Raw genomic sequence first — 11,856 nt, forward strand, 5'->3', positions numbered from 1 at the left:
AAGATAAATTCAATCCCTTATAATGAGATTTAGAAAAAACTCCTTCAAGTGAGCGCCGATCGGGTTTCGATCGCGTCACCCGGTGTTTTTTTCTGGATATGATCGTCGGCGGGACTGGCCGCGTGGCACGGCGCCTTCGGAAGCCGTCCATCCGTGCGAGTCCAGTCGACCCGCGCGCATGGCGCGAGCGCGCTGCCCGCGCCCGGGCAACATGGGCCGGCTTCGGCCGGCATCGAATTTCAGACGGAATGCGTTAGCCACGCCATGAACCTGCACGCTGAAACACTGTGCTTCTCCGATGTGTTCCTCCATTCCCAGGCGATCGTGAACTGGTCGCAGCACTACGACCAGATCAGTCCGGGCACCGCCACGACCACGCTGCGTCAGGTCGCCGGCCAGCGTTTCCACGTCTTTCGCGAACGCATCAACCAGCGCGTGATGCAGCACGGCCTCGCGCCGCGCGGCCGGCTCTGCTTCGCGCTGCCGATCGCCAGCGCGGTCGCGCCCGTGGTCCAGGGTCGCACCGTCGAGCGACCGAGCCTGCTGACCTTGCGCGGCGGCGAGGAATTCGTCGCCCACCTGCCGTGCGACACCGAGGTGCTCGCCTTCACGATCGACCGCACGCTCACCGCCGATCGCGAACTGGACGAACTCGCGAACCTGCCCGCCCGCATCCTGAAGCAGCCGGTGCTGCCGATCTCGCCCGCACGCTACGGCAATGCGCTGGACGGCCTCGAGCGCGTGCTGCGCCAAGCGCTCGACGGCGACTCGCTCACCGCGCGCGATGCGTTCGACGAACGCGTGCTCGCGCACAGTGTGGTCGGCATCCTGCTCGACCTCGTGCAGCCCGACGACCCGGATGCCGGTGCGCTGCCGTCGGCGTCGACGCAAAGCTACATCGTTCGCCGCAGCCAGGAAATCGCGCTGGAGTGCGACGACGTGCCGACGGTCATCGATCTCTGTCACCACCTCCGAATCAGCCGCCGCACGCTGCAATACAGCTTCCAGAACGTGGTCGGCACCACGCCGACCGCCTACCTCCGCTCGATCCGGCTGAACGCGGTGCGACGCTTCCTGATGACGACGCCCGAGACGATGCGGATCGGCGACGCGGCAGCGCAATTCGGCTTTTGCCATTTCGGGCGTTTCTCCGCGTATTACCACCAGCATTTCCACGAGCTGCCGTCGCACACGCCGCGGCTGAGCTGAGCGCACCGGACGCGCCGCCTCATCCGGGTAATCCCCTGCCGCGTGGTGCATGCGGATTGCCGATAACGGACAACGCCCGTGTTTTCGGCACCGTAAATTTTGTCGTCGGCTCCGCTCGCATGCCCGCTGCACCGCATCGAGCGGCCGTCCAAGCGCATACCCGTGTCGTCGACGAACGTCGGCAGCGATTGCCGGCTCGTCAGCATCGGCGCGCGGCACGGGGATATCGATCAGGCATGCCGGTGTCGATTCCTGACGGACGATCCGGCCAGCGGGACTACTCATGAACGAATCGTCACCCCGGTCCGAAGCGGGGCTCGGCAAGAACGCCGTCGGACTTTCACAAATCGTTTTCTTCGTCGTCGCCGCGGCCGCGCCGCTCACCGCGATGGTCGGCGCGACGCCCGCGGCGTTCTCGCTCGGCAACGGCCCCGGCGTGCCCGGCGTATTCGTGCTGGCGGGCGTCATGTACCTGATCTTCAGCATCGGCTATGCGGCGATGAGCCGGCACATCTCCAATGCGGGCGCATTCTATGCCTACATCGCGAACGGGCTCGGGCGCCCCGCCGGCGTGGGCGGCGCGTTCGTCGCGATCGTCGCGTACAACGCCGTGCAGATCGCGATCTACTGCATGTTCGGCTTCTTCCTGAACGACAGCATCCAGCGGCACTACGGCGTCGACGTGCCGTGGTGGGCATTCGCGCTCGCATGCGTCGTCGCCGTGCACTTCTGCGGTGCGCGACGCATCGAGTTCAGCGGCCGGCTGCTCGGCATGCTGATGATCGGCGAGATCGCGATCGTGATGCTGCTCGATCTCGCGATCATCGCGCACGGCGCGAGCGCCGGCGGCTTCAGCGCGAAACCGTTCAGCCCGGCAATGGTGTTCGCGCCCGGGCTCGGCACCGCGCTCGTGTTCGTGCTCGGCTCGTACATGGGCTTCGAGGCCACGGCGATCTTCTCCGAGGAGGCGCGCGACCCGAAGCGCACGATTCCGCGCGCCACGTACGTGGCCGTGATCCTCATCATGGCGTTCTACGCGCTGTCGTCGTGGGCGATCGTCGAGGCCTGGGGCGAGCGCGCGATCGCCGCGCAGGCCGCACGCGATCCGGCCAACCTCTGGTTCGCCGTCAGCGGTCGGCTGCTCGGCGGCATCGCGACGGACGCGATGAACGTCCTGCTCGTCACGAGCCTGTTCGCGGCCATCCTGTCGTTCCACAACACGATCACGCGCTATTTCTACGCGATGGGCCGCGAACGCGTGCTGTGGCACAAGCTCGGCCATACGTGCCCCGTGCATCGTTGCCCGGACGTCGCCGGCAAGGTGCAGACGCTGATCGCGCTCGCGGCCATCGCCGGATCGGCGGCCTTTCGCCTCGACCCGTTCGCGGTCGTGTTCTCGTGGATGAGCGCGCTGGCCACGATCGGCATCATCGCGGTGCAGATCCTGGTGGCGGCCTCGGTGATCGCGTTCTTCGCGCGCGACCATCGGGACGCCAGCCTCGTGCACCGCCTGATCGCGCCGCTCGTCAGCGTGATCGCGCTCGGCGCCTGCCTCGTGCTGGTCGTGCGCAACCTGTCGGTGCTGAGCGGATCGGATTCGACCTTCGTCGCGATGTTTCCGTATTTCCTCGCCGCCGTCGGCGCGCTCGGCATCCGCGCCGCGCTGCGGTTGAAACGCAGCGACCCCGACCTGTACCGCGCACTCGGACGCGCCGTTCAATAGCCGCCGCCCGGACGGTGCCGCACCGCCGTCCCGTCGCACCCGCCCCGACGCTTTCCCGCCGCCCACGCGCCATGCGACGTGTCGCGCCGGCACGGGTATTCCCTATCCCGATCGCGCCGCAACGATTGCCGATAGCGGACAAGGCGCGCGATTTCATCGACATACAGTAAAGGCGACGTCGAAGCAGCACGGCGGCGGCCGCCCTCGCCGCCGCCCCGTTCCGCCCGACGATTCGCCCCTGGAAACACGGACACCATGATGAAAATTCAGAATCTGATCGACGGCAGGCATTGCGACGCAGCGGCCGGCCGCACCTTCGACAAACTGGCGCCGGCGACCGGCGACTACGTGGCCGCCGTGCCCGCATCGACCGCCGAGGACGTCGATCGCGCGGTGCGCGCCGCGCACGCGGCGCTGCAAGACGACGCCTGGGCGCGCGCGGGCGGCGCGGCCCGCGCCCGCTGGCTGCTTCGGCTGGCGGACCTGGTCGAACGCGACGCCGATGCGCTGACGGAATTGCTGGCCGTCGAACAGGGGCGTCCGCTTGCCGAGATGCGCATGATGGACCTCCCGATGTGCATCGACACGCTGCGCTACTTCGCCGGCTGGGCCGACAAGCTCGAGGGCCGCACGATTCCGACCGACGGCTTCATGGGCCGCCCGACGCTCAGCTACACGCGGCGCGCGCCGGTGGGCGTCGCCGGTCTGATCATCCCGTGGAACGCGCCGTTGATGATCGCCGTGTGGAAGCTCGCGCCGGCGCTGGCGGCCGGCTGCCCGGTGGTCGTCAAGCCGTCGGAGGACACGCCGCTGGCCGTCGCCCGGCTCGGCGAACTCGTCTGCGAAGCCGGCCTTCCCGCCGGGGTCGTCAACATCGTCCACGGCGTGGGCGCGGAAGTCGGCGCCGCGCTGGTCGCGCACCCGCTCGTGAGCAAGATCAGTTTCACCGGCAGCACCGAAGTCGGCCGCGCGATCGCGGGCGTGGCAGCAAGGACCTTCAAGCGCGTCACGCTCGAACTCGGCGGCAAGGCCGCGCAGATCGTCTTCGCGGACGCCGATCTCGACCGTGCGATTCCGTCGCTGATGGCCGGCATGTTCGCGAACCAGGGGCAGACGTGCGCGGCCGGCTCGCGCGTGCTCGCGCACCGCTCGATCGCCCAGGCGCTCGAAGAACGGCTTGCCGACGCGGCCCGGGCGATGCGCGTCGGTCCGCCATCGGAGCCCGGCGTGCAGATGGGCGCGCTCATCAACCCGCGGCACCTCGCGCGCGTGCGAGCGCTCGTCGACGGCGCGCTCGCCGAAGGGGCGGTGATGCTCGCCGGCGACGAACAGGTGCCGCCACGCGGGTGCTTCATGCGCCCGACGATTCTGGGCGGCGTCCATCCGGGCATGCGGATCGCCGGCGACGAGGTATTCGGCCCGGTCGGCATGGTCATGCCGTTCGACACCGAGGACGACGCCGTTCGCATCGCCAACGACACGCCGTTCGGTCTCTCCGCCTCGGTGTGGACGCAGGACGTCGGCACCGCGCACCGCGTCGCCGAGCGGCTCGACGTCGGCGCGGTCGCGATCAACGCGTGGAGCCCGATCGACGCACGCCTGCCGTGGGGCGGCACCAAGCAAAGCGGGATCGGGCGCGACCTGTCGAAGGCCGCGCTCGATGCGTACCTCGAGGAAAAGATCGTCACCGCAGCCCTGTGACCCGACGGCGCGCACCGCGCCACAACCCTGTTCAAGCACTTCGCAAGAGAGACGAGAGACACCATGGACTATCAAAAGCGTCAAAAACGATTCTGGCACCCGATGAGCTCGGCGGCCGCCGGGCATACGACTCCCACCGTGATCATCGCGCGCGGCGACGGCAACTACGTGTACGACGTCGAGGGCCACCGCATGCTCGACGGCGTGGGCGGACTGTGGAACGTCAACGTCGGGCACAACCGGCCGGAAGTGAAAAGCGCGATCGCCCGGCAGATGGATGAGCTGTCGTACTACCAGACCTTCGACGGCGTTGCCCATCCGCGCGTCTACGATCTGGCCGACCGCCTGTGCGCGATGTTCGCGCAGGAGGACATGCAACGGGTGATGTTCGGCAGCGGCGGGTCCGACGCGATCGAGACCGCGCTCAAGATGGCGCGCCAGTACTGGGTCGCCGCGGGTGAGCCGTCGCGCACGAAATTCCTGTCGCTGCGCAACGGCTATCACGGCGTGCACATGGGCGGCACGTCGATTGGCGGCAACGGCGTCTACCATTACAATCACGGCCCGCTGCTGCCCGGCTGCGTGCTGCTCGACACGCCGTGGCTCTATCGCAATCCGTGGAATTGCGACGATCCGCAACAGCTCGTCGAGCACTGCATCCGGCAGCTCGAGGAAACGATCGCGTTCCACGGCCCGCAGACCATTGCCGCGTTCGTCGCCGAACCCGTGCAGGGCGCCGGCGGCCTGATCGTCCCGCCGGCCGATTACTGGGCTCGCGTGCGCGCCGTATGCGACCGCAACGGCATTCTGCTGATCGCGGACGAGGTGGTCACCGGCTTCGGCCGCACCGGCAGCCTGCTCGGCAGCCGCGGCTGGGGCGTCGCCGCCGACATCCTGTGCGTCGCCAAGGGCATTTCCGCCGGCTACGTGCCGCTCGGCGCGACGCTGTACAACGGGCGGATCGCCGACGCGATCGAACATGGGGCGGGCTTCTCGCACGTGGTCATGCACGGCTATACGTACAGCGGCCATCCGCTCGCCTGCGCCGCGTCGCTCGCGGTGCTCGACATCGTCGAGGCCGAGGATCTGCCGGGCAATGCGGCGCGGGTCGGCCAGCGCCTGCTCGAGCAATTGCTGCCGCTGAAGGCCGACTTCGAGACCGTCGGCGACGTCCGCGGCAAGGGGCTGATGCTGGCGCTCGACCTGGTGACCGACAAGGCCAGCCGCACGCTGCTCGATCCGGGCAAGGGGTTCGCCGCCCGCGTGGCCGATGCCGCGCGCCGGCGCGGCGTCCTGGTCCGCGCGATCGCGAACAAGGTCGTGATGTCGCCGCCGCTGACGCTGCGGCAGGACGAAGCCGACTTCATCGCGGTGACGCTGCGCGAAGCGCTGCAGGAATGCTGCGCGGATTCGCTGGCGATCGCCTGAGCGCGAACCGGCCCGGCGCACGGGCTTTTCGTCGAAGGTCCGTGCGCATCGCCGTCCGGCCTCGGTTCGACGAAGATCGCCGCGGGGCGCCGAAGTCGACGATCGGCATCCCGCCTGTTCCCGTTTTGTTTTAAAGGAAGACAAGTCAAATGGAAAACCGGGCCGTTGCATTCACGGTGGAGAAATACCCGCTCGCGCTTCGACTGCTGCACTGGGTCAGGGCGATCCTGATCGGCGCGCAGCTCTGGACCGGCTGGACGATGGTCCGGCTCGACGACAACCTGCCGGCCAAGTTCGACTGGTACTACCCGACGCACAAGGAATTCGGCGTGCTCACGCTGCTGGTGGTCGTCATGCAACTGGCAATCCGTTCGATGAAGCCGTTGCCGCCGCTGCCTTCGACCCTGCCGACGCTCGACCGCAAGCTCGCGAAGATCGGCCACTACCTGCTGTATGCGCTGGCGATCGTCGTGCCGCTGATGGGTTATTCGATGTCGAGCACGTTTACGCAGAGCGACGGCGTGCCGTTCTTCTTTTTCCGCGTACCCGAGCTGCTGCCGAAGAACGACCACTGGTTCGAGGCGTTCCAGTGGTTGCACAGGACGCTCGCCTACACGCTGCTCGCGCTCGTCGTGCTGCATGTGTTCGGCGCGCTGAAGCACCGGTTCTTCGACCGCAACCCGGAAAACGACGTGCTACGGCGAATGCTGTAACGCCGCCACGCGGAAACCTCGCGCCCGGTGAGCTTCCGCATCCGGTCCGCCCGATCGCGGCGGGCCGATCTTCTTCACCATAAATATTTCGTTTTACTAACGACAAGCGGACCCGCCGCACGCGTCCGGCGCCGTCGCACGCCGTCGGAAACCGCGCCGCGTGGGCCGCCCACACCTAGAGATCGACGATGAAAAAGATGATGGCGGCCGTATCGGCCGCGAGCGCCATGGGTTTCGGCCTGACGGCCCATGCGCAAGGCACGGTGACGCTGTACGGCCTGATCGACGAGGGCGTCAATTTCACGAGCAACGCGGGTGGCAGCCACGCTTACCAGATGGTCAGCGGCGATACCGTCGGCAGCAACTGGGGCCTGAAAGGAACCGAGGACCTTGGCGGCGGGCTGAGAGCGCTGTTCCAGCTCGAGAACGGTTTCGACGCGAGCACCGGTGCGCTCGGCGTCACGTCGCGGATGTTCGGCAGGCAGGCCTACGTCGGGCTCGATTCCGATCGGTTCGGCACGCTGACGTTCGGCCGCCAGTACGATCCCACGCTTGACATGTGGAGCCCTTTCACGGCCACCGGAAACTGGCTCGGCGACTTCGGCGCGCATCCGTACGACAACGACAACGCCGACTGGGACTACCGCATCCAGAACAGCATCAAGTACGTGTCGCCGACGTACGGCGGCTTCAAGGGCGAAGTGCTCTACGGGCTCGCGAATCAGGCGGGCGGCTTCGCGCGGAACCGCGTGTACAGCGCCGCCGTGCAGTACCAGGCGGGCGCATTTTCCGCTGCCGTCGCGTACCTGAAGGCCGACAATGGCGGCGCAACCGCGGGCGGCGCGTTGTCGAGCGACGATACGGTTTTCAGCGGCCGCTCGCAGCAGAACATCGATGCCGGTGCATCGTACAAGTTCAGCGACAAGCTGACGCTGTCCGCCGCGTATTCGCATGTCGACGTGACCAACCCGGAATCGAATCTCTACTTCGCGAACCAGCCGGCGGCAGGCTCGCAGCACGCGTGGAAATTCGACAACTTCGAGGTCAACGGCCAGTATTTCTTCCGGCCGGACGTCTGGCTCGGCGCGGCCTATACCTACACGCATGCACATGTCGCGACGGCGGCGGGCGATGCGTCGCCGAGCTGGCACCAGCTATCGATGATGCTCGACTACGATCTCAGCAAGCGGACCTCGACGTACATTCAGGGCGCGTATCAGCATGCAACCGGCAATACCGGCACCGACTTCGACTACGCACACGTGCTCGGCACGGCCGGGCAGTCGTCGGGCCGCAATCAGCTGGCGTTGCGCGTCGGGATGATGCATCGCTTCTGAACCCGGCGGACCACACGGGCTCGCAGCGTGCGCGGCAGCCCGTGCTTTCCCGAACCGTCAGAACTGATGCCGCACGCCGAGCCGAACCGCCGTCTGCGCCGCACCGGACGCCGGCCCGCCAAGCGCCGCTTCGACCTGGGCGCCGTAAGCACCGTCGTGCCCGCGTGCGAATACCGCGTACAGGCCCGTACGTTTCGACAGCGAATAGTCTGCGGTCAACGTGACCTGGTTGGCCGAGCCGACGTCGCCGCCGCGCTGCTGGTACTGGAACCCGCCGCCCAGTTGCAACGACGGCGTGACGGCATAGGTCAACCCGGCGTCGCAAGTGGTGGCCCGCAGCGGCGCGGCGGCGCTGATCCGCACGTCCGACACCATGCCGAAGACACGGAGCGGACCGACGTTGTAGCCGGCCCCGACCGAGAAATTGCGCAGATTGCCGCCGGCGGTCACGTCGTGCTGGCCGAAATAAGCGAGGGCGGCACTGAACGCGCCCTGTGCGTAGGACAGCATCGCGCTTTGCACGCTGCCGCGCGCGACCGTCCCGGGCACGTTGCCGAACCCCCACATGCCGCCGAACGACAATCCGCCGAACGACGGGCTCACGTACTTCACCGCGTTGTTCACCTGGACGCCCCATACACGGTTGTCGAGCGCGCCGCCCGCCGACGCGTTCGCCGGCAAGCCCCACGCGAGCAGGCCGGCCGGCGTGTTCGCACCGATCGCGAACGCCGGCAGGAGATCGCCGACGAAATCGAACTGCCGCCCGAGCGTCACGGTCCCCCAGTCGCCGCCGAGCCCGACGTACGCTTGCGAACTGAACGCGGAGCCCGGCACGGTCAGCGCGCCGTCTGACGTCTGGAACTGGCTTTCGAGCCGAAACACCGCGTAGCCGGCACCGCCGAGATCCTCCCTGCCCGTCAGGCCCCACACGTCGTTGCGCGACACGCCGGCCTGCAACGCGACCTGACGCCCGCCATGCGGGGCGGACGCCACGTCGCTCGTATAGGTCACGCCCGTGTCCAGCGAACCGTAGAGCGTCACGCTCGATTGCGCCAACGTCGGTGCGACGGTTCCGTAGCCGCATAAAGCCATCATCCGAAACCACCCTTTCATCGTCTTCTCCTCATCGAAACTTCCCGGCCGATGCGCGCGCGAACCGACCGGCTCGGCGGCAACCTCGACCTGGTGCGATTGCTTCCATTAAAATAGGAATCCGTATCATTCAAGGTGAAGCGATCCTCCCCGACGCGGCCGGCCCGCACCGCGCCCATTCGCCGCCATGGTCCCGGTCGCCGCCCGCACGACATAAGTTAGACTACGGCCTGTCGCCCGCGGCGGCGCATGCCGTGCCGCACCCCGGCAGCCCGCAGCGCGTGCGTCCTTCCCGTTCCATTGCCGCAAGCCGTCTGAATCCCGGATCACGTCATGTCGAGCCTCACCAAAATGCTGTCCATCCTCGACGTCTTCTCTTCGTCCGCGACGTCGATGACCGCCGAGGAAATCGCCGAACACATGGGCTTTTCGCGCACCACGTGCTATCGCTACGTGAAGGAACTGGCGTCCGTCGGCCTGCTCGTCGGCACCAACGGCCGCTATACGCTCGGCCCACGCATCATCCATCTCGACTACAACATGCGGCAGTCGGACCCGACGCTCACCGCCGCGAAACCCGTCATCCAGAAACTGGTTCAGGTCACCGGCGGCGATGCGCTCGTCTCGACGCTGTTCGACGAGCAGATCATCAACGTGATGCATGAAACCGGCGCCGAGAATCTGCAGTTGGGCTTCGGCCGCGGCCGCATCATGCCGTTGTTCCAGGGCGCGTCGTCGAAGGTGATCGTCGCCGCAATGTCGCGCGCGCGGCTGAAGCGCCTGCACGAACGGCACAACGCCGAGCTGGGCGAGTTCGCCGCCGACTGGACGCAGTTCTGGCGCGCCTGCCAGCAGATCGTCGAGGCCGGATACTGGATCTCGCGCGGCGAGCTCGACGCCGGGTTCGTCGGCATCGCCGCACCGATTCGCACGGCCAGCAGCGGCGACGTCAACAGCAGCCTGTCGCTGATCTTTCGCGCCGAACACTTCGCGTTGTTCGACGAACACGTACTCGGCAAGCTCCTGATCGACGCCACCGCACGGATCGGCGACGCCACCTGAGCATTCGCGCGGCATCGCATCGCGAACAATGCCGCACCCGAAACGCCCACGTGCGCGGTCAGTTCATCTGCGTGATGAACTTGGTGACCAGGTAGCCGTCGAACGTCTCCGTTCCGCCCTCGCTGCCGAAGCCGCTGTCCTTCACGCCGCCGAACGGGATCTCCGCCGGCCCCATGCCGAAGTGATTGATGTTGACCATGCCGGCTTCGAGCGCACGGCCGATCCGGTGCGCATGGCGCGCCGACGTCGTGAACGCGTACGACGCGAGGCCGAACGGCAAGCGGTTGGCTTCGTCGAGCGCATCGTCGAGCGCGTCGAACGGCACGATCCCGACGATCGGCCCGAACGGCTCTTCGTTCATCAGCCGCGTGTCGCGCGCCGGCCCCAGCACGACCGTCGGTGCGAAATAGTGCCCCGGCCCCGCCGTCGGCAGGCGCGCCCCGCCTGCGGCAATCTCCGCCCCTTTTGCCTTCGCGTCGGCGACGAACGCGTCGATCTCGGCTACGCGTCGCGCATGCGCGAGCGGCCCCATCGTGGTCGCCTCTTCCAGCCCGTAGCCGACGCGGATCTTGCCGACCGCCTCGAGATACGCAGCGACGAACCGGTCGAACACCGGGCGCTGCACGAAAAAACGCGTCGGCGATACGCAGACCTGCCCGGCGTTGCGAAACTTGTACGCGGCCAGCATCGTCGCCGCGCGTTCGACGTCGGCGTCCGCACAGACCAGCACCGGTGCATGGCCGCCCAGTTCCATGGTCATGCGTTTCATGTGCGACGCGGCAAGCGCCGCCAGTTGCTTGCCGACCGGCACCGAACCCGTGAACGAGATCTTGCGCACGAGCGGCGACTCGATCAGTTGCCTGGACACGTCGGCCGGCACGCCCCAGACGATGTTCAGGCAGCCCGCTGGTAATCCGGCGTCGTGGAAGATGCGCGCGAGCGCGACGATCGCGCTCGGCGATTCCTCCGGCCCTTTCAGCACCAGCGTGCACCCGGACGCAAGCGCCGCCGCGATCTTGTGCATCGCCTGGCTGAACGGGAAATTCCACGGCGAGAACGCCGCGCACACGCCGATCGGTTCGCGCAGCACCGTCTGGGCGACGTCCGGGGAGCGCGACGGCACGACGCGGCCGTACGTGCGACGCCCTTCCTCCGCGTGCCATTCGAGCTGCTCGGCGGACGACACGACCTCGGCGATCGCCTCGCGAAGCGGCTTGCCCTGGTCCATCGTGATGTGACGTCCGATCGCGTCGGCGCGCTCGCGCACCAGCGCAGCCGCGCGGCGCAGGATGTCCGAGCGCGCGAGCGGCGACTCGCGGCGCCACGTCGCGAACGCGCGATGCGCGGCGCGCACCGCGGCGTCGATATCGGCCGGCGTCGCATGCGGCAGGTCGCCGAGCACGTCGCCGGTGCCCGGATCGAGAACGGGCTGCGTGCGCCGGCCGTCGGCCTGGCGGAACCGGCCGTCGATATACAGATGGAGCGACGCGTAATCGCGCCGCACATCGGGCGCTATGTGGGAGGTCAAGGGCGTAAACGGAATCAAGACGGATACCTCGGTAGAAACTGCACGATGGGCCGGACAACGCGA

At 67.6% G+C, this 11,856-nt stretch carries 9 protein-coding genes; 7 read left to right on the forward strand and 2 right to left on the reverse strand.

The window, feature by feature from the left end:
• Positions 1–264 precede the first annotated feature (264 nt).
• From WS64_RS17010 to WS64_RS17035, 6 genes are all read left to right on the forward strand, one after another.
• Entirely contained in the window at positions 265–1,209 is a 945-nt protein-coding gene (locus tag WS64_RS17010; protein ID WP_059577810.1) for a helix-turn-helix domain-containing protein, read from the forward strand.
• Between the two features lie 283 nt (positions 1,210–1,492).
• Complete coding sequence (locus tag WS64_RS17015) at positions 1,493–2,932, forward strand: APC family permease (RefSeq protein ID WP_060967069.1); 1,440 nt, start codon at positions 1,493–1,495, stop codon at positions 2,930–2,932.
• Positions 2,933–3,187: 255 nt separating this feature from the next.
• Positions 3,188–4,633, forward strand: coding sequence for an aldehyde dehydrogenase family protein (locus tag WS64_RS17020; protein WP_060967070.1), 1,446 nt, complete (start codon positions 3,188–3,190; stop codon positions 4,631–4,633).
• Positions 4,634–4,696: 63 nt separating this feature from the next.
• On the forward strand, positions 4,697–6,061 hold the full coding sequence (locus tag WS64_RS17025; RefSeq protein WP_060967071.1) for an aspartate aminotransferase family protein: 1,365 nt from the start codon (positions 4,697–4,699) through the stop codon (positions 6,059–6,061).
• Between the two features lie 149 nt (positions 6,062–6,210).
• Positions 6,211–6,774, forward strand: coding sequence for a cytochrome b (locus tag WS64_RS17030; protein WP_060967072.1), 564 nt, complete (start codon positions 6,211–6,213; stop codon positions 6,772–6,774).
• 188 nt (positions 6,775–6,962) lie between these two features.
• Entirely contained in the window at positions 6,963–8,111 is a 1,149-nt protein-coding gene (locus WS64_RS17035; protein WP_060967073.1) for a porin, read from the forward strand.
• 57 nt (positions 8,112–8,168) lie between these two features.
• Here the strand turns inward: WS64_RS17035 and WS64_RS17040 are convergent, their stop codons facing one another.
• On the reverse strand, positions 8,169–9,224 hold the full coding sequence (locus WS64_RS17040) for a porin (protein WP_060967074.1): 1,056 nt from the start codon (positions 9,222–9,224) through the stop codon (positions 8,169–8,171).
• A gap of 312 nt (positions 9,225–9,536) precedes the next feature.
• Here WS64_RS17040 and WS64_RS17045 point away from each other — a divergent pair, with 312 nt between their 5' ends.
• A complete protein-coding gene (locus WS64_RS17045; RefSeq protein ID WP_059577791.1) occupies positions 9,537–10,265 on the forward strand; it encodes an IclR family transcriptional regulator in 729 nt (242 codons plus the stop codon).
• Between the two features lie 58 nt (positions 10,266–10,323).
• On the opposite strand, the gene WS64_RS17050 is transcribed toward WS64_RS17045, so the two are convergent.
• Positions 10,324–11,811 (reverse strand): NAD-dependent succinate-semialdehyde dehydrogenase, encoded by a 1,488-nt coding sequence (locus WS64_RS17050; protein WP_060967075.1) that lies wholly within the window; start codon positions 11,809–11,811, stop codon positions 10,324–10,326.
• Positions 11,812–11,856 lie beyond the last annotated feature (45 nt).

It is taken from the genome of Burkholderia anthina (assembly GCF_001547525.1).
Lineage (GTDB): Bacteria > Pseudomonadota > Gammaproteobacteria > Burkholderiales > Burkholderiaceae > Burkholderia > Burkholderia semiarida.

Excerpts from the sequence above, each read along its gene's own strand:
- WS64_RS17010 (WP_059577810.1), top strand. The coding sequence starts at position 265 with ATGAACCTGCACGCTGAAACACTGTGCTTCTCCGATGTGTTCCTCCAT.
- WS64_RS17015 (WP_060967069.1), top strand. The coding sequence starts at position 1,493 with ATGAACGAATCGTCACCCCGGTCCGAAGCGGGGCTCGGCAAGAACGCC.
- WS64_RS17020 (WP_060967070.1), top strand. The coding sequence starts at position 3,188 with ATGATGAAAATTCAGAATCTGATCGACGGCAGGCATTGCGACGCAGCG.
- WS64_RS17025 (WP_060967071.1), top strand. The coding sequence starts at position 4,697 with ATGGACTATCAAAAGCGTCAAAAACGATTCTGGCACCCGATGAGCTCG.
- WS64_RS17030 (WP_060967072.1), top strand. The coding sequence starts at position 6,211 with ATGGAAAACCGGGCCGTTGCATTCACGGTGGAGAAATACCCGCTCGCG.
- WS64_RS17035 (WP_060967073.1), top strand. The coding sequence starts at position 6,963 with ATGAAAAAGATGATGGCGGCCGTATCGGCCGCGAGCGCCATGGGTTTC.
- WS64_RS17040 (WP_060967074.1), bottom strand. The coding sequence starts at position 9,224 with ATGAAAGGGTGGTTTCGGATGATGGCTTTATGCGGCTACGGAACCGTC.
- WS64_RS17045 (WP_059577791.1), top strand. The coding sequence starts at position 9,537 with ATGTCGAGCCTCACCAAAATGCTGTCCATCCTCGACGTCTTCTCTTCG.